General features: G+C 70.9%; 15 protein-coding genes. 10 read left to right on the forward strand and 5 right to left on the reverse strand.

What is annotated here, in order from left to right; genetic code table 11:
- Positions 1-43: 43 nt before the first annotated feature.
- Positions 44-817 (forward strand): IclR family transcriptional regulator, encoded by a 774-nt coding sequence (locus Q0818_RS07615; protein ID WP_298873278.1) that lies wholly within the window; start codon positions 44-46, stop codon positions 815-817.
- A gap of 287 nt (positions 818-1,104) precedes the next feature.
- On the opposite strand, the gene Q0818_RS07620 is transcribed toward Q0818_RS07615, so the two are convergent.
- Positions 1,105-2,109, reverse strand: a complete 1,005-nt coding sequence (locus tag Q0818_RS07620; RefSeq protein WP_298873280.1) for a LacI family DNA-binding transcriptional regulator — start codon at positions 2,107-2,109, stop codon at positions 1,105-1,107.
- A 219-nt stretch (positions 2,110-2,328) separates the two neighbouring features.
- On the opposite strand from Q0818_RS07620, the gene Q0818_RS07625 reads away from it, so the two are divergent.
- Genes Q0818_RS07625 through Q0818_RS07640 form a run of 4 tightly spaced genes read left to right on the forward strand, consistent with a single transcriptional unit; the run spans position 2,329 to position 7,545 of the window.
- Positions 2,329-3,567 carry an extracellular solute-binding protein gene (locus tag Q0818_RS07625; protein WP_298873282.1) on the forward strand — a complete coding sequence of 413 codons (1,239 nt, stop codon included), beginning with the start codon at positions 2,329-2,331 and terminating at the stop codon, positions 3,565-3,567.
- Positions 3,568-3,569: 2 nt separating this feature from the next.
- A complete protein-coding gene (locus tag Q0818_RS07630; protein WP_298873284.1) occupies positions 3,570-4,685 on the forward strand; it encodes a carbohydrate ABC transporter permease in 1,116 nt (371 codons plus the stop codon).
- Positions 4,682-5,596 (forward strand): carbohydrate ABC transporter permease, encoded by a 915-nt coding sequence (locus tag Q0818_RS07635; protein WP_298873286.1) that lies wholly within the window; start codon positions 4,682-4,684, stop codon positions 5,594-5,596. Before Q0818_RS07630 ends, Q0818_RS07635 begins: the two co-directional genes overlap by 4 nt.
- Positions 5,593-7,545, forward strand: a complete 1,953-nt coding sequence (locus tag Q0818_RS07640; RefSeq protein WP_298873288.1) for a glycogen debranching N-terminal domain-containing protein — start codon at positions 5,593-5,595, stop codon at positions 7,543-7,545. Before Q0818_RS07635 ends, Q0818_RS07640 begins: the two co-directional genes overlap by 4 nt.
- A 166-nt stretch (positions 7,546-7,711) precedes the next feature.
- Here Q0818_RS07640 and Q0818_RS07645 read toward each other — a convergent pair whose 3' ends face one another.
- Positions 7,712-8,188, reverse strand: coding sequence for a YbaK/EbsC family protein (locus tag Q0818_RS07645; RefSeq protein WP_298873290.1), 477 nt, complete (start codon positions 8,186-8,188; stop codon positions 7,712-7,714).
- A 250-nt stretch (positions 8,189-8,438) separates the two neighbouring features.
- On the opposite strand from Q0818_RS07645, the gene Q0818_RS07650 reads away from it, so the two are divergent.
- The gene (locus Q0818_RS07650; RefSeq protein ID WP_298873292.1) at positions 8,439-9,512 is read left to right on the forward strand and encodes a Glu/Leu/Phe/Val dehydrogenase family protein; all 1,074 of its coding nucleotides are present in this window, start codon (positions 8,439-8,441) and stop codon (positions 9,510-9,512) included.
- A 62-nt stretch (positions 9,513-9,574) separates the two neighbouring features.
- Here the strand turns inward: Q0818_RS07650 and Q0818_RS07655 are convergent, their stop codons facing one another.
- From Q0818_RS07655 to Q0818_RS07665, 3 genes are all read right to left on the reverse strand, one after another.
- A complete protein-coding gene (locus tag Q0818_RS07655; protein ID WP_298873294.1) occupies positions 9,575-9,913 on the reverse strand; it encodes an Lsr2 family protein in 339 nt (112 codons plus the stop codon).
- A 68-nt stretch (positions 9,914-9,981) separates the two neighbouring features.
- Positions 9,982-10,686: an acetolactate decarboxylase gene (locus Q0818_RS07660; RefSeq protein WP_298873296.1), complete on the reverse strand. Its 705-nt coding sequence runs from the start codon at positions 10,684-10,686 to the stop codon at positions 9,982-9,984.
- A gap of 70 nt (positions 10,687-10,756) precedes the next feature.
- On the reverse strand, positions 10,757-11,104 hold the full coding sequence (locus tag Q0818_RS07665; RefSeq protein ID WP_298873298.1) for an Lsr2 family protein: 348 nt from the start codon (positions 11,102-11,104) through the stop codon (positions 10,757-10,759).
- Between the two features lie 169 nt (positions 11,105-11,273).
- Between Q0818_RS07665 and Q0818_RS07670 the strand changes: the two genes are divergently transcribed.
- From Q0818_RS07670 to Q0818_RS07685, 4 genes are all read left to right on the forward strand, one after another.
- Positions 11,274-12,773, forward strand: coding sequence for an amino acid permease (locus Q0818_RS07670; protein WP_298873300.1), 1,500 nt, complete (start codon positions 11,274-11,276; stop codon positions 12,771-12,773).
- Between the two features lie 213 nt (positions 12,774-12,986).
- Positions 12,987-14,045 carry a hypothetical protein gene (locus Q0818_RS07675; protein WP_298873302.1) on the forward strand — a complete coding sequence of 353 codons (1,059 nt, stop codon included), beginning with the start codon at positions 12,987-12,989 and terminating at the stop codon, positions 14,043-14,045.
- Complete coding sequence (locus tag Q0818_RS07680) at positions 14,042-14,938, forward strand: ABC transporter ATP-binding protein (RefSeq protein WP_298873304.1); 897 nt, start codon at positions 14,042-14,044, stop codon at positions 14,936-14,938. The genes Q0818_RS07675 and Q0818_RS07680 overlap by 4 nt, the downstream gene beginning before the upstream one ends.
- Positions 14,938-16,230: an ABC transporter permease gene (locus tag Q0818_RS07685; RefSeq protein ID WP_298873306.1), complete on the forward strand. Its 1,293-nt coding sequence runs from the start codon at positions 14,938-14,940 to the stop codon at positions 16,228-16,230. The genes Q0818_RS07680 and Q0818_RS07685 overlap by 1 nt, the downstream gene beginning before the upstream one ends.
- The last annotated feature ends 47 nt before the right edge of the window (positions 16,231-16,277 follow it).

Consider the following 16,277-nt stretch of genomic DNA (forward strand, 5'->3'; position numbering starts at 1 on the left):
CTCCTGTCGCGGAACGACGGAGTTCTGGCATCCTGTGTCTGTCATGCCAGACATTCCCCGTCCGCAGGTACCCGCCGCCGATCAGACGCTGCGGATCCTCACTCTGCTCGCGCGCCAGCCCGGCCCGGTGGCCGCGCAGACGATCGCGACGAGCCTCGGCATCCCCCGTTCGAGCGTCTACCACCTGCTCTCGACCCTCGAGCAGCACGGTTATGTCGTGCACCTGCCGGGCGATCGACGCTGGGGGCTCGGCACCGCGGCCTTCGAGCTGGGCGGCGGCTACGCGCGGCAGCAGCCCCTCGCACGCCTCGGCCGACCGCTGCTCGCCGCCCTGTCGGATCGCGTGGGAGAGAGCGCCCATCTCGCCGTGCTCGCCGGTCGCGACGTGCTCTACATCGTCGAGGAGCGGGCCCCGCGGCGCCCGGCGCTGGTGACCGACGTGGGCGTGCGCCTTCCCGCGCACCTCACCGCGACCGGTCGGGCGATGCTCGCCGCCCTCCCCCGCGAGCAGGTGCGGGCCCTCTTCCCGGATGCCACCGCCCTCACGCAGCGCCACGGCGTGGGTCCCTCGACTCCGCGCGAGCTGCGCGAGCTCCTGCGCGCGGTGCGCGCGGCCGGTCACGCGAGCGAGAACGGCGAGGTGACCCCGGGATTCCGCTCCGTCGCCGCCGCGGTGCTCGATCACGCGGGCTGGCCCGCCGCCGCCGTCGCGGTCACGTGGCCGTCGGACGGCGCGGAGCGCGAGGCCGCCGCCCTGGCATCCGCCGCCTCCGCCACCGCCGCCGAGCTCGCGCGTCGCATCGGCCGCCACGCCTGACGCGAGTTTCGCGTGCGACTCCCCCGCCACGCAGTGGTTTGGGGCGCATTCCGCCGTTCGGGGCGCGCAATTCAGGCCCCAGCACGCGAATCACGCCCCAAAACACGACGGTGTTCGCGCGGAACCACCACCACCCCGCCCCCGGGACGCTTCTCCCCTGTCGACCCGGGTTCGGGGCGCATTCCTCCCTTCGGAGCGCACAACCCCCGCCCCGACACGCAGGTCACGACCCGAACCACCGCACACCACCGCACGGGCCCGAGTACCGGGCACCCGCCCACCGCGCGTCAGCGCACGACCAGCCGCGGCTCCACGAGCACGTGCGCGGCGCCCGCCGTCGCGGGCCGCGGTGCCACCACGGTGCCGTTCTCACCCATGAGCAGGTCGAGGGCACCGGATGCCACCCGCTCGGGCAGCTGCTCGACGCTCGAGAGCCCGAGCGCCTCGGCCGCGGGGGTGTTGTCGAAGCCGACGACCCGGATGTCGGGGCGGCCGGCCAGGGCGGTGGCGAGGTGCGCGCCGATCGCGAGGGAGTCGCTCGCGCAGACGATGGCGGTGACGTCGGGGGCGGCGCGCAAGCCGGCCTCGACCGCATCGCGGGCCAGCGCGACGTTGTCTTCGACGACCCAGCGCGGTCCGCGCGCGGCTCCCACGCTCTCGCTCCATCCGCGCTCGCGTTCATCGCCGGTCCCCGAACCCGCGGGCCAGCCGAGGAAGGCGACGCGCCCGTCGGCGCGCTCGAGCGCGTGGGCGGTCGCCGCCCGTGTACCGGCCGCACCGTCGACGTCGACCCACAGGTGAGCGGGCGCTTCGACGTCGTCCTCGCCCCACGGCCGCCCGAACGACACGAACGGCAGCCCCCGCGCGTTCAACCACCCCGTGCGGGGGTCGCCGTGGAAGGTGCCGGTGATGACGACGGCATCCACCTCTCCCCCCTCCAGCAGATCGGCGAGTCGGTCGATCTCCTCCTCGGCCGTACGCGCGGCGTACAGCAGCACGCGCATGTCGCGCTCGCCCGCGCTCTCGGTGAGGGCGTGCACGAAGCGGTCGAGCACGACTCCGGCGATGCCGCCCGCGTAGGGATCGAGATGGATGCCGATGGTCGAGCTGCGCCGCGTGCGCAGGCGCCGCGCCGCGGCGTGCGGGCGGTAGCCGAGCTCGGCGATCGCGGCCTCGACGCGCAGGCGCGTGGCCTCGCGGACGATGTCGGGGGTGTTCACGACGTTCGACACGGTCTGGCGCGAGACGCCCGCGATGCGCGCGACGTCGTCGATCGTGGGCGCCTTGGTCATGTGTGTTCCTCCCCCCGGTGCGGGCCGCCCGACGCCCCCGCGGTCGCGAGGTCGCCCCGACCGCACGCGGTGGACGCCCGTCAGCCTAGGGCGACGATCGACGGCTTGACATCGTGCCTCGCCGTTCCTTACCGTAGTCGAACCGCCATTTGAACGTTCAAATAGACGGCCCTCCGAGCACCCGGAGGGGTCGCATGCCTCATCGAAGGAGAGAGACACATGACACGGCACCCTGTCCGCCTCTGGCTCACCGCCGGCGCACTGCTCGCCACCGGAGCCCTCACGCTCACCGCGTGCGGCTCGGGCTTCACCGACGCCCCCGGCGAGGGCCAGGCCTCCGGCAGCGGAAAGCTCAGCATCCTCATCGGCTCCTCGGGCGACGCCGAGACGAAGGCCGTCACCGACGCCGTCGCCGCGTGGAGCGAGCAGTCCGGCGTCGAGGCCGAGGTCCAGACCGCCAATGATCTCCCGCAGCAGCTCTCCCAGGGCTTCGCGGCAGGCTCCCCGCCCGACCTGTTCTACCTCGCCCCCGAGGCCCTGGCCGGTTACGCCTCCAACGGTTCGATCCAGGCCTACGGAGACGACCTCGCCAACAAGGACGACTTCTACCCCTCGCTCGTCGACAACTTCACCGTCGACGGCACCTTCTACTGCGCCCCCAAGGACTTCTCCACCCTGGCGCTCATCATCAACACCGACCTGTGGGCGGCCGCCGGGCTCACGGATGCCGACATCCCCACGACGTGGGACCAGCTGGCATCCGTCGCCCAGAAGCTCACCGCCGACGGCCGGGTGGGCCTGGCGTTCGGCGCCGAGTACCAGCGCGTCGGTGCCTTCATGGCGCAGGCCGGTGGCGGGCTCGTCACCGACGGCGCGGCCACCGCCGACAGCGCCGCGAACGTCGAGGCTCTGACCTACGTCAAGACGCACCTGAACGACGGCACGTTCGCCTTCGCCTCCGACGTGGGCGCGGGCTGGGGCGGCGAGGCGTTCGGCACCCAGAAGGCCGCGATGACGATCGAGGGCAACTGGATCACCGGCGCCATGTCGGCCGACTACCCCGACGTGAAGTACCAGGTCGCCGAGCTCCCCGCGGGCCCCGGCGGCAAGGGCACGCTGCAGTTCACCAACTGCTGGGGCATGGCCACCGACAGCGGCAACCAGGAGCAGGCCCGCTCGCTCGTCGAGTACCTGACCGGCACCGACCAGCAGCTGGCGTTCTCGGAGGCCTTCGGCCCCATGCCGTCGATCCAGTCCGCGGCCGACGCGTGGACCAACGCCAACCCCGACCTCGGCGCCTTCCTCGCCGGGGCGGACTACGCGCAGTTCCCGCCGAACATGGCCGGGGCCGCCGACGTCATCACCGACTTCAACGCCCAGCTCGAGTCGCTCAAGACCGGCGACCCGCAGGCGCTGCTGTCGACGGCGCAGTCCAACCTCGAGGCCATCGTCAAGTAATCATGAGTGCTCTCACCACAGCGCCGCGTCGCGCCGGGTCCCCCTCCTCGGGGATCCGGCGCGGCGAGGCCGCCGCCGGGTGGCTGTTCACCGCCCCGGTGCTGATCATCCTCGGCGTGTTCCTCCTCGTCCCCGTGCTCATGGCGCTGTGGGTGAGCTTCTCCGACTGGACCGGGCGCGGAAGCCCGTTCTCCTCGAACGTCGGCTTCGTCGGTCTCGACAACTACGCCGCCGTCACCACCGGCGGCGGCCTCGCCGAGCGCGACTTCGGCACGGCCCTGCGCAACAACGCCTGGTACGTCCTGCTCGTCGTGCCGCTGCAGACCGCGCTCTCGCTGTTCCTCGCCGTCCTGGTGAACCGGGCGGTCCTGCGCGGACGCGGCCTGTTCCGCACCGCTTTCTACTTCCCCTCGGTCACCAGCTCCGTGGCGATCACGGTGCTGTGGCTCTTCCTCTTCTCGGCATCCGGTGCCGTCAACGAGGTGCTGTCGTGGCTCGGCATCAACGGGCCGAACTGGTTCAGCGACCCGTCCGGGGTCGTGCACAACCTGCTCGGCGCCGTCGGCGTGACCAGCGGCCCCGCGTTCCTCACGGGCAACACGATGCTCGGCGTCTCGTGGTGGGACTGGCTCGCCGGCCCCTCGGTGGCGATGTCGGCGTTCATCCTCATGGCCGTCTTCACCACCTCGGGCACCTTCATGCTCCTGTTCATCGCGGGCCTGCAGAACATCGGTGCCGACGTGCAGGAGGCCGCGATGATGGACGGCGCGAACGGCTGGCAGCGTTTCTGGCGGGTGACCCTCCCCCAGCTCAAGCCCGTGCTGTTCACCGTGCTGACCCTCGGCCTCATCGGCACCTGGCAGGTGTTCGACCAGATCTACACCGGCACCCAGGGCGGTCCTGGGAAGACGACCCTGACCCCCGCCTACCTCAGCTACTCCTCCGCCTTCCTCTCGCAGCAGTGGGGACAGGGTGCGGCGATCGCCTTCGTGCTGTTCGTCATCATCGTGGCCCTCACGATCCTGCAGCGCTTCGTGCTGCGCGACCGCCCGGTCTCGCGCCGACGCATCCGGCAGTACGAGATGCCCGGCACGGGCTCGAAGGGAGCGAAGCGATGACCGCCACGGCATCCCCGCAGACGACCGTGCTCGCCGAGCAGCGCGTCGACGGCCCTGTGAAACCCGCGAAGCACCGCATGTCGGGCAAGACCCTGCGGTGGCAGATCGGCCTGTACGTGCTGCTGCTCGTGCTCGCCCTCGTCTACATCTATCCGTTCCTCGTGCAGGTGGCGACCTCCTTCAAGACGGATGCCGGGGCCGCGGCCGACCCGATCTCGCTGGTGCCGCAGCCCTTCACGTGGGCCGCGTACGAGCGCCTCTTCCTGAACTCCGACTTCCCCGTCTGGTTCGGCAACTCCGTCGTGGTCACCGTGTTCGTCACCGCGGGTCGCGTCTTCTTCAACTCCCTCGCCGGATACGCCCTCGCCCGGCTGCAGTTCCGCGGCCGCGGCATCGTGTTCGCCGGACTCGTGGCGGTCATGGCGGTCCCAGCCGTCGTCTTGCTGATCCCGAAGTTCCTCGTCATCAACCAGCTGGGCATGTACGACTCGTACGCGGGCATGATCCTGCCCCTGCTCGTGGATGCCGCGGGGGTGTTCATCATGAAGAACTTCTTCGAGTCGATCCCCCCGTCCGTCGAGGAGCAGGCCCGCATCGACGGCGCCGGCACGTTCCGCGTGTTCTGGTCGGTCGTGCTGCCGATGGCGCGTCCCGCCCTCATCACGATCGTGATCCTGTCGTTCCAGGGATCGTGGAACGAGCTCAGCCACTTCGTCATCTCCACCCAGTCGCCCGAGCTGACCACCCTGACCAAGGGCGTGGCGTCCCTGGCCAGCGGACAGCTCAGTCAGGGCAGCCAATTCCCCCTCAAACTCGCGGCCGCGGCCTTGATGACGATCCCGGTCGCCGTGGTCTTCTTCATCTTCCAGCGCCGCATCATGAACGCCAGCGAAGGAGCCGTCAAAGAATGACCACCGCCCCCACCACCTCGCCGAACGGGACGACCACCGAGACCATGCCCCTGCAACCGCTGCTCAACGACGCCCTCATCGTGCTGCGCGCCCCCACCCAGGTGTGGTCCGACGCGACCGGCGCCATCGGCACCGCCGCGGTGCACGGTGTCTACCACGGCGACGTCCGTCACGTCAGCGCCCTGACGGCTTCGTGCGACGAATCGCCGATCGAGTGGATCTCGACGGCTCCCGACGGCGCCTCGCGCGTCGTCTTCGGAGGGCTCGTCCGCGGGGTCGAAGACACCACCCCCGACCCGAAGGTGCGGCTCATCCGCGACCGCCGGGTCAGCGACGGCGTCGTCAGCGAGACGTGGACGCTCCGTTCCCGCGTCGACCGGCCGATCCGCGCCACCCTCCGGCTGCGCCTGACGACGGAGTTCGCCCAGCTGCACGAGGTGAAATCGGGCCACGCCCACCCTCGCGCGACCGAGACCGTCGTCGAGGGTTCCGGTGCCCGCGTCGACGCCGGCGCTCAGGGGCTCGCCCTCCTCGCCCCGGGTGCCGACGTGGCATCCGGTGCTGACGGCCTCGACGCCGCATGGGAGGTCGACGTGCCCGCGTTCGGCGAGGTCGAGGTGGGCTTCAGGCTGACCCTGCGCGACGACACCCTCGTCGTCGATTCGCCCGCCGTCCCGGCCCGCTGGGATGCCGCCACCGTGGCCTCCGCGTCTCCCGATCCGCGCCTGGCGCGGTGGCTGTCGCGGGCTTTGGACGATCTCGACGCCCTGCGCCTCGTGCTCCCCGAGCACCCCGACGACGAGTTCTTCGCTGCCGGTGCGCCCTGGTTCTTCACGCTCTTCGGACGCGATTCGATCTGGGCCGCCCGCCTCGCCCTCCCCCTCGACCGCGAGATCGCAGCATCCACCCTCCGCGTGCTCGCGCGCCTGCAGGGGACCGACGACGACGCCCAGACGGCGCAGGAGCCGGGCAAGATCCTGCACGAACTGCGGGCGTCGTCGCTCGAGATCCCGGGCGAGGGCATCGTGCTGCCGCCGAAGTACTACGGCAGCGTCGACTCGACCCCGCTGTGGATCTGCCTGCTCGCCGACGCGTGGCGCGCGGGCATGCCCGAGGCCGAGGTGCGCGAGCTCCTGCCCACGCTGCGCGGCGCCCTCGGTTGGATCCGCGAGAGCGGGGACAGCGACGGCGACGGCTTCCTCGACTACATCGACCGCCTCGGCACGGGACTGTCGAACCAGGGCTGGAAGGACTCCGGCGACTCGATCCAATGGCGCGACGGTCGTCTGGCCGAGGGACCGATCGCCCTGTGCGAGGTGCAGGCCTACGCCTACGAGGCCGCCCTCGCCGGTGCCGACCTGCTCGAGGCCCTCGGCGAGACGGCGGATGCCGCCGACGTCGCGTTCTGGCGTGCGTGGGCCCGCGACCTCAAGGAGCGCTTCGCCGAGACGTACTGGGTGCAGACGCCGGAGGGCCGTTACCCCGCCGTCGCGCTCGACAACGCCAAGCGTCCCGTCGACACGCTGACCAGCAACATCGGGCACCTGATCGGCACCGGCATCCTCTCCGCCGACGAGGAGCGGCACATCGCGTCGCTTCTGCTCGGCGAGAGCATGTCGAGCGGGTACGGGATCCGCACGATGTCGACGGGTGCCGCCGGCTACTGGCCCCTGTCGTACCACGGAGGCAGCGTCTGGGTGCACGACACGGCCATCGCCGCCCACGGCATGCTGCGCGCGGGCCTGACCGCCGAGGCCCGCACCGTCGTCGAGGGACTCCTGGATGCCGCCGAGGGCTTCGCTCACCGCGTGCCCGAGCTGCACAGCGGCGATCCGCGCACGCACTCCTCCGTGCCCACGCCGTATCCCGCGGCGTGCCGTCCGCAGGCGTGGTCGGCCGCGGCCGCCGTCGTGTGCCTCACCGCCCTCACGCCCTCCCCCCAGGCGTGAGCCCGCCGGGCGGCGGCGTTCCCGAGCGTCGCCGCCCGGCCCTTCTTCCTCTCGCGCGACGGTCTTCGCACGGTTCGGGGCGCATCCCCCTGTTCGGGGCGTGAATCGTCCGCCCCGACGGCCCGATCGCGCCCCGAACCCGGGCGAGAAGCCGACGCGCGCGCGGTCAGGCGACCCGCGTCACCGTCCCGCCCGTCAGCCGTACGAGCTCGTCGAACGTCAACGGGAACACCGTGTGCGGGGTCCCGCCCGCGGCCCAGATCTCGGGGAAGGCCGCGAGGTCTTCATCGACCACGGTGGTCAGCGGAGCGGGGTGTCCGGTCGGCGCGACGCCCCCGATCGGCTGGCCGGTCGCGGCGAGCACCTGTTCCGGCGTCGCCCGCCGGATCGCCCCGCGCCCGAGCCGGTCGGCCAGCGCCGCCGTGTCGACGCGGTGCGCCCCGCTGGTCATCACCAGCAGCGGCTCGTCGTCGCTCCAGAACACCAGGCTGTTGGCGATCGCGCCGACCTCGATGCCGAGGGCCGCGGCGGCCAGGGCCGCCGTCGACGCGGCATCCGGGAGCACGATGATCTTCCCCGGGATGCCGGCCGCCTCCAGCGACGAGGCGACGAGACGGCTCCGGGCGGGCAGGTCGTCGGTCATGCCCGACAGCCTAGGGGCGCCGCTCACGCGATCCACCGCCGGATGACACGATCCGCCCGAGATCGCCGGCTCCGATCTCGCCGGAACACGCCGCCTCGTCCCGAACCAGCGATCTCGGCATTTCACCCGCTCCCCGCGGCCCGGCGCACTCGCGCCGGGGCCTGCCGGGCGTCAGAATGGATCCTGGATGCCGCAACGCCGCGGCATCCGGAACGTGCCGCCCACAAGGCGACCGACGACAAGGAACGCGATGACCAACGCCCTGCCCCTGCCCGATTTCACCCACGAGCGCGTGGAGGTGATGACCGGGCGCCGCAGCGGCCTGTTCATCGCCGTCGCCCTGCACTCCTCGGTCCTCGGCTCCGCCCTCGGCGGAGCGCGACTGTGGACCTACCCCTCGTGGACCGACGCCCTGGGCGACGCCCTGCGGCTGTCCGCCGCGATGACGCTGAAGAACGCCGCCGCCGGACTCGACGCGGGTGGAGGCAAGAGCGTGATCGGCCTGCCCGAGGGCACCGTCCTCGACGCCGACCGCCGCCGCGCCGCCTTCCTCGACCTGGGCGACGCCGTCGAGAGCCTCGGCGGTCTGTACCGCACGGCAGAGGACGTGGGCTCCACCACCGACGACATGCTCGTGGTGAGCGAGCGCACGGCGCACGTCGTGGGCCTCCCCGACACCGTCGGCGGGTCGGGCGAGCCCGCCGGCCCGACGAGCCTCGGCGTCTACGCCTCCCTCGTCGCCACTCTCGAGCGCGCGGTCGGCACGAGCGACGTCTCGGGGCGCCGCGTCACGATCGCCGGCCTGGGCCAGGTCGGCAGTCGGCTCGCCGAGCGCCTGGCGAGCGAGGGTGCGACGCTGACGGTCACCGACGTCAACCCCGCCAAGCGCGCGCTGGCCGCCGAGCTGGGCGCCGCGTGGGTCGAGCCGAGCGAGGCGCACCTCGTCCCGGCCGATGTCTTCGTCCCCGCCGGCATCGGCGGCGTGCTCACCGATGCGGTCATCGACGCGCTCGACGCACGCGCCGTCTGCGGTCCCGCCAACAACCCGCTCGCGGAGCGATCGGGCGCCGAGCGCCTCGCCCGTCGCGGCATCCTCTACGCCCCCGACTTCGTCGTCAACGCCGGCGGCGTGATCTACCTCGACCTCGTGGCCAAGCAGCGCGGCACGCTCGAGCAGATCATGGGGCGCGTGGCCGACATCGGCGACACCGTGCGCCGTGTCTTCGACGAGGCCGAGTCGCGCGGGGTCACCCCGCTGGCCGCCGCCGAGGGCCTTGCCGCCGAGCGCCTCGCGGTCGGAGCGGGCGACGGCGCCCTCGTCTGACACGCCCGGGACGAAGAGAGCCGGATGCCGTTTCCCACGGCATCCGGCTCTCTTCTCCGTGTTCAGTGCGCGGCGTCGTAAGCCGCGAGGACGGCCGCGGAAATACGTCCGCGCGCATTGATGGAATAACCGTTCTTCTCCGCCCAGGTGCGGACGTCGACGAGATCGCGCGTGGGCGCGGGGCGACGCCGCGAGTCTTTTCGGACGGACGGCGAGGAAAAGCCGACGGGGCGCCCGGCGGAGATGAAGGGCTCGAACGCCTCGCGCATCTTCTCGACATTCTCACTCGAGAGGTCGATCTCGTAGGAGCGCCCTTCGAGCGAGAAATGAACGGTTTCCCCGTCGTCGATGACCGAACCGTCGAGATCGTCGATCACCTGCGTGATGTGCTTTTTCGCCATGCGCCGATCGTAAGACGGGTATTTCCGGCGCCCGGGGGCGCGCTATTGGGAATTCACCCGCATCTCCGTCAGCTTTCACCGTCGTCCGGAACGGGCGCCCGGCTCTCGACCGCGACGATCCGGTGATCCTCGTCGTGCGTGAGTTCCGTCCGAAGGAATTGCTCGTCGTCCGGCAGCCGGAGCTCGAAACGCGAATACGCCGTCATACGCAGACCGCCCTCCCGCACGCGCACGTCGAGAACGTGGCCGCCCACGGTGCGGTCGTCGGCGAGGAAATGCAGATGGAGCCCGGCGACCGTGATGCCCTGATAGATGCGGGGCATCCAGAAACCCACGAGAGAGCCCGCGCAGTCGGACGACACCGTCTCGATCTGCTCTGCGGCGACCTCCGCGAGCGGGCGGAAGGGCGGCTCCTGGCGCCGTGTGACGCGCGTGCGGATCCGCGCCATCACGCCGTCCAGACGCACCGCGTGGAAGAGGTTGCGACTGGCCAACCGCGCCTCGACGTGCACAGCGAGGGCCGCGAAGTCGGCGTCGCGCACCACCGTCTCGGCCGTGTCGCCCATCGCGCACACGTCGACGAAGGGCAGCATCTCGCCCGGGTCCATCGGTCGCGGCGGGGCGTCCGGTGTGCACTCGAACGGTGTGCCGTCGAAGACGACGACCTCGCCGCCGAGGCCCTCGCAGCAGCCGATACCGGTATCGCCCAGTTCCAAGACGGCCGATACGGGAATCCCCGCGGAATACACGCCGCCCAGCAGCGCGTCGAGCACGGCGAATTGCGTCACCGCGCTCGACGCGACATCAGCGGTCGGCGGACCGACCGGTGAATGCGAGGCGATCTCAGGAATTCGCGTCGGCGTAGGCGTCGAGGATCGACGCGGGAACACGACCGCGGTCGCTCACCGTGTGGCCGTTCGCCCGCGCCCATTCGCGGACGGCTCCGAGATCGACATCGCTCGAGCGACGCGGAGCGCGCGATCGACGCGAGGTGGACGCACCGCGGGAAACCGAACGCGCGGCATCCACGAAAGGCGCGATCGCCGAATAGAACTTGTCCGCGTTGCGGTCGGAAAGGTCGATCTCATAAGCGCGGCCTTCGACCGAAAAAGTGATCTGCTTTCCCTGTCCGTCTTCGAGGACAGTTCCATCGAGATCGTCGACGAGGTGCGTGATGTGCTTCATAGCCATAATACGAAAAACCTTACACCGACATTCGATGAATTACTTGCATGACTATCCGCGTGATAGTGCGTGCGCCGGAGGAACGCCTCACCGATAGGCGCGGGCGCTGCGAGGGACTATTCTCCGGGGGTGGTGTTCGCTCCTGGGACATCACCCGAGACAGAGGAAGCGTCGCGTGAGCCTTTTCCGTACCAAGTCGGTGGAGCAGTCCATCGCCGACACCGATGAGCCGGAGTTCCGCCTCAAGAAGTCGTTGAGCGCGGTCGATCTGACCGTCTTCGGCGTGGGCGTCGTGATCGGCGCCGGCATCTTCACCCTCACCGGCCGCGCCGCGCACGACGTGGCGGGACCGGCCGTGGTGATCAGCTTCATCATCGCCGCGATCGCCTGCGGCCTCGCGGCCATGTGCTACGCCGAGTTCGCCTCGACCGTGCCGGTGTCGGGGTCGGCGTACACGTTCTCGTACGCCTCGCTCGGCGAGCTGTTCGCATGGATCATCGGGTGGGACCTGATCCTGGAGATGTTCCTCGGCGCGAGCGTCGTCGCCCAGGGGTGGAGCGCCTACCTCGGCACCTTCCTCCAGCAGATCGGCATCATCCTGCCCCCGGAGATCTCCTACGGCGGCGTGGTCGACCTGCCGGCGATCCTGCTCGTGCTCGTGCTCGGCGGCCTGATGACCCTGGGCATCAAGGAGTCGCTGCGCGTCAACCTCGTGCTCGTCGCCGTGAAGCTGTTCATCGTGCTGTTCGTCATCATCGCCGGCATCATGTTCATCAACCCCGCCAACTACAGCCCCTTCGTGCCCGAGTCGGTGCCCACCGAGTCGGCGTCCGGTCTGACGCAACCGCTGCTGCAGTTCCTCTCGGGTCTCGAGCCGGCGACCTTCGGTGTCGGCGGCATCCTCGCGGGAGCCGCACTGGTCTTCTTCGCCTACATCGGCTTCGACGTCGTGGCGACCACCGCGGAGGAGACGAAGCGTCCCCAGCGCGACCTGCCGATCGGCATCATCGCGTCTCTGGTCATCTGCACGATCCTCTACTGCGCCGTCGCGGTCGTGGTCACGGGCATGGTGCCCTACTCCGACCTCAACCCGTCGGCGGCCCTCGCCAACGCGTTCGCGTTCCACGGACAGACGTGGATGGCCACCGTCATCGCGGCCGGCGCCGTGGCGGGACTGACCACCGTCGTGCTGACGCTGCTGATCGGGGCGACGCGCATCATCTTCGCGATGTCGCGCGATCGGCTGCTCCCCGGCGGCCTCGCCAAGGTGCACCCGCGCTTCCGCACGCCGTGGGTGATCTCGATCATCGTCACGGTGATCGTCGCCGTCGTCGCCGGTCTCACGCCCATCGGGGTGCTCGAGGAGATGGTCAACATCGGCACGCTCTCGGCCTTCGTGCTCGTCTCCGTCGGCGTGATCGTGCTGCGGCGCAAGCGCCCCGACCTCGAGCGCGGCTTCCGCGTGCCGTTCAGCCCGGTGCTGCCGATCCTGTCGGCGCTCATCTGCACGTACCTGATGCTCAACCTCTCGGTCGAGACCTGGTTGCGCTTCCTCATCTGGCTCGCCCTCGGATTCGCGATCTACTTCGCCTACTCCCGCAGCCACGCGCGCCTGGCCACCGGCGCACCCCTCGATCCCTCGAAGCCGCACGTCGTGGCACCGCCCGAGGACTGAGCCCCGCCCACCGGATGCCGCGGCCCCACCCGTCTCGAACGGCCGGGGTCGCGGCATCCGTCGTCTGCCGGACCGGCACCGGGGCTCGGACCCGCCCAGGTCATCCTCGAGGATGATTTCTCGCGCGCGAGTGTCGAAGTGGCCGTGGGCGCCGCGAGAGCCCCCCTAGGGTGGGGATGTTCGATGACGACGATTTCCGTTCCGGGGGGTTTCATGGGGATCGCACGCACGTGGGTCTTTCCGATTCTGCGTATCCTTCTCGTCGCCCTCGTGGCGGCGGCACTCATCAAGCTGGCGTTCTTCCCCGATCGCCCTGCCGACGCGTCTCCCGCGGTCCCGACCGGGACGATCGTGGAGCCGACAACGGTGGCGGCGTCGGGGACGATCACCAACGACGTGGTCGTCTCGGCCACCGTGGCGGCCGATCCCGCCGTGCCGATGAAGGCGACCGCCGCCGGCACGGTGAACAAGATCTTCATCGCCCAGGGGGCGAGCGTGAACCAGGGCGACGTCGTCTTCGACGTCAAGGTCCCCATCGAGCGCGATCCCGCCGACAGCGTGGATGCCGGGGGCAAGCCCAAGCCGGCCATCTTCCGCTACGAGGACGTGACCGCGCCGGCGGCCGGCATCCTGAGCTCGCTCTCGGTGATCTCGGGACAGGACATCACGATCGGGATGACGGCGGGCGCGGTGGCCCCGCCGACGTTCTCGGTCAGCGGCACCCTCGAGCCCGCCCAGCAGTACCGTCTGCTGGATCGTCCGACCGAGGCGACGGTGACGATCACCGGCGGCCCCGCGGCCTTCGCGTGCGGCAATCTGCGCATCACCACTCCCCTGGCCGGCAGCACCGGGGGCGGGTCGACCGACGACACGGCGACGCCGGGCGGAACGAGCACCGGCGGCGGCGGCGGTGGCGGGTCGTCGACGACCGCCACGTGCACCGTCCCGGGCGATGTCACGGTGTTCTCCGGGCTCGCGGCCGAAATGACCATCGCCGGCGGGCGCGCCGAGAACGTCCTCGTCGTGCCGACCACCGCGGTGCGCGGGGCCGCGCAGAGCGGCACCGTGTGGGTCATGAGCGCCGACGGCGCGACCGAGGAGCGGCCGGTCGCTCTCGGCCTGACCGACGGCACGCAGGTGCAGATCACGCAGGGCCTCGCGGAGGGCGATGAGATCCTCGAGTTCGCCCCGGGCGCCATGGCTCCGGCGAACGACGGGTGCACGACCTATCCCGACGGGTCGATGTACTGCGAAGCGGCCCTCGGCGGATGAGTCTGCTCTCGCTGCGCGAGGTCACCCGCACGGTGATCCCGCAGGACCAGCCCGCCCTGACCATCCTCAACGGGATCGATCTGGAGATCGAGCCGGGCGACCACGTGTCGATCGTGGGGCGTTCGGGCTCGGGGAAATCGACCCTGCTCAACATGCTCGGACTGCTCGACCTGCCCACCAGTGGCGAGATCCTCTTCGACGACCGGCCGGTGAGGTCGTACTCGTCGGCGCAGCGCGACCGCCTGCGCGGAGCGGCGATCGGCTTCGTCTTCCAGCAGTTCAACCTGCTGCCGGGGCGGACCGCGCTGGAGAACGTCACCATGCCGCTGCTCTACGCATCGGGGCGGACGTTCTGGCGGCGGAAGAAGATCGCCGCCGACATGCTCGCCCTCGTCGGGCTCGAGCACCGGCTGAACAGCATGCCCGACCGCCTGTCGGGCGGCGAGCAGCAGCGCGTGGCGATCGCGCGCTCCCTCGTGCGCGGACCACGGCTGATCCTCGCCGACGAACCCACGGGCGCCCTCGACCTCGACACCGGGCAGAGCGTCATGGAGCTCATCGACGAGGTCGCCGAGCGCACGGGAGCGGCGCAGGTGATCATCACGCACGACCCCACGATCGCTCGGCGCGCGCGTCGGCACTTCCGCCTCGACCGGGGTGTGCTCACCCCCGTCGACGACCCCTCGCTCGAGCCCCTGACGCGGCGCGACCGGCGCGAGATGGCGCCGTCGTCGGTGGAGTCGGCATCCATCGACGACGACGGCCTCGCCTCGCTCGGCCTGGCCGGCACGGCGACGGCGGTGGGAACGGCGGTGGCGGGGCGCGACGACGAACGCGACGGTGCGTCCCCCGACGACGAGGCCGCGACCGACGGCGACGGAGGAGAGTCCTGATGCGGGCCCTCAGCGCGGTGGTGGGAGCTCTGCTCGAGGCGTGGCAGGAGGTGCGCGTGCACCGCACGCGCGTGCTGCTCTCGCTCGTGGGCGTCGCCGTCGCCGTCTGCTCGCTCACCACGGTCGTCGCTCTCGGCGCGATCGTGCAGCAGGCCAATCAAGAGCTCAGCGAGCGGCAGTCGGGCCGTCCGGCGAGTCTGTCCGTCTCGGCCTATCGCACCGACGGCGGCACCCTCGCGGCATCCGAGATCGATGCGGCCTGGAACGAGGTCGTCGACCGCTACGGCATCGCCTACGCCAGCCGCGCGCTGCCGCTCATGCAGGCCGTGCCCTTCCCCGACGGCATCGTGCAGGTCGCGACCCAGGCCGTCGATCAGCCCTACGGCGAGATGCACCGCGTGCAGATGAGCGAGGGCGAGTGGTTCACCGACCTCGACGCCCAGCAGCTGGCGCCGCGCATCATCGTCAGCGAGATCTTCTGGGACCGCTTGGGTCGGCCCCCGCTCGAGACCCATCCGGTCGTCGCTCTCGGCGGGCAGGGCGTGCCGAACGCCGCGTCGGGGATCCCCTCCGGCGGGGTGCGCGCCGTCATCGTCGGCGTCACTCCGGTGGCGACCTGGGAGACCGAGCCCACGATGTTCATGCTCACCGATCAGCTGCAGGCCATGCAGAAGGCAGCCACGGGCGAGCGCGGTGAGGCCGCGGCCTCGTCGAACGACCCCTACGGCGGGCCGAGCATGCCGTCGTATGAGATGTGGGTGCCGCCCGAGATCGCCGATCAGCTCACCGACGTCGTCAAGCGCGACCTGCGCGCGGCCCTCGGCACCGGCGTCGAGGTGACCGCCGACCGGCGCGACTGGGCCACGTACGGTGAAGACCCCTTCCTCGTCACCAAGATGGTCGTCATCGGCATCGCGGTGCTCGTGCTGCTGCTCGGCGCCCTCGGGCTGGTCAACATCGCGCTCGTGACGGTCAAGCAGCGCGTTCGCGAGATCGGCATCCGGCGCAGCTTCGGAGCGACGGCGAGCCGCGTCTTCTTCGCCGTCATGCTCGAGAGCGTCGTGGCGACCGTCGTCGCGGGTGCTGCGGGAGTGATCGTGTCGATCCTCGTCGTGCAGTCCCCCGCCGTGCGCGACCTCATCGGACAGGGGATGGTGAGCGACTTCCCCCCGTTCCCCGTGGATGCCGCCGTCACCGGCCTGATCGCCGCGACCGTCGTGGGCGCGATCGCGGGTCTGCTCCCGGCCCTCGTCGCCGTGCGCGTGAAGGTGATCGACGCCATCCGATATTGACCACGCTCATTCGTCCGAGGGCCTGGGAAGAGCCCGCACCACGCAGA

Source organism: uncultured Microbacterium sp., from assembly GCF_947489255.1.
In the GTDB taxonomy this organism is placed as follows: domain Bacteria; phylum Actinomycetota; class Actinomycetes; order Actinomycetales; family Microbacteriaceae; genus Microbacterium; species Microbacterium phycohabitans.

Excerpts from the sequence above, each read along its gene's own strand:
- Q0818_RS07650 (WP_298873292.1), top strand. The coding sequence starts at position 8,439 with ATGACCAACGCCCTGCCCCTGCCCGATTTCACCCACGAGCGCGTGGAG.
- Q0818_RS07655 (WP_298873294.1), bottom strand. The coding sequence starts at position 9,913 with ATGGCGAAAAAGCACATCACGCAGGTGATCGACGATCTCGACGGTTCG.
- Q0818_RS07635 (WP_298873286.1), top strand. The coding sequence starts at position 4,682 with ATGACCGCCACGGCATCCCCGCAGACGACCGTGCTCGCCGAGCAGCGC.
- Q0818_RS07685 (WP_298873306.1), top strand. The coding sequence starts at position 14,938 with ATGCGGGCCCTCAGCGCGGTGGTGGGAGCTCTGCTCGAGGCGTGGCAG.
- Q0818_RS07640 (WP_298873288.1), top strand. The coding sequence starts at position 5,593 with ATGACCACCGCCCCCACCACCTCGCCGAACGGGACGACCACCGAGACC.
- Q0818_RS07680 (WP_298873304.1), top strand. The coding sequence starts at position 14,042 with ATGAGTCTGCTCTCGCTGCGCGAGGTCACCCGCACGGTGATCCCGCAG.
- Q0818_RS07615 (WP_298873278.1), top strand. The coding sequence starts at position 44 with ATGCCAGACATTCCCCGTCCGCAGGTACCCGCCGCCGATCAGACGCTG.
- Q0818_RS07675 (WP_298873302.1), top strand. The coding sequence starts at position 12,987 with ATGGGGATCGCACGCACGTGGGTCTTTCCGATTCTGCGTATCCTTCTC.
- Q0818_RS07620 (WP_298873280.1), bottom strand. The coding sequence starts at position 2,109 with ATGACCAAGGCGCCCACGATCGACGACGTCGCGCGCATCGCGGGCGTC.
- Q0818_RS07645 (WP_298873290.1), bottom strand. The coding sequence starts at position 8,188 with ATGACCGACGACCTGCCCGCCCGGAGCCGTCTCGTCGCCTCGTCGCTG.
- Q0818_RS07630 (WP_298873284.1), top strand. The coding sequence starts at position 3,570 with ATGAGTGCTCTCACCACAGCGCCGCGTCGCGCCGGGTCCCCCTCCTCG.
- Q0818_RS07665 (WP_298873298.1), bottom strand. The coding sequence starts at position 11,104 with ATGGCTATGAAGCACATCACGCACCTCGTCGACGATCTCGATGGAACT.
- Q0818_RS07625 (WP_298873282.1), top strand. The coding sequence starts at position 2,329 with ATGACACGGCACCCTGTCCGCCTCTGGCTCACCGCCGGCGCACTGCTC.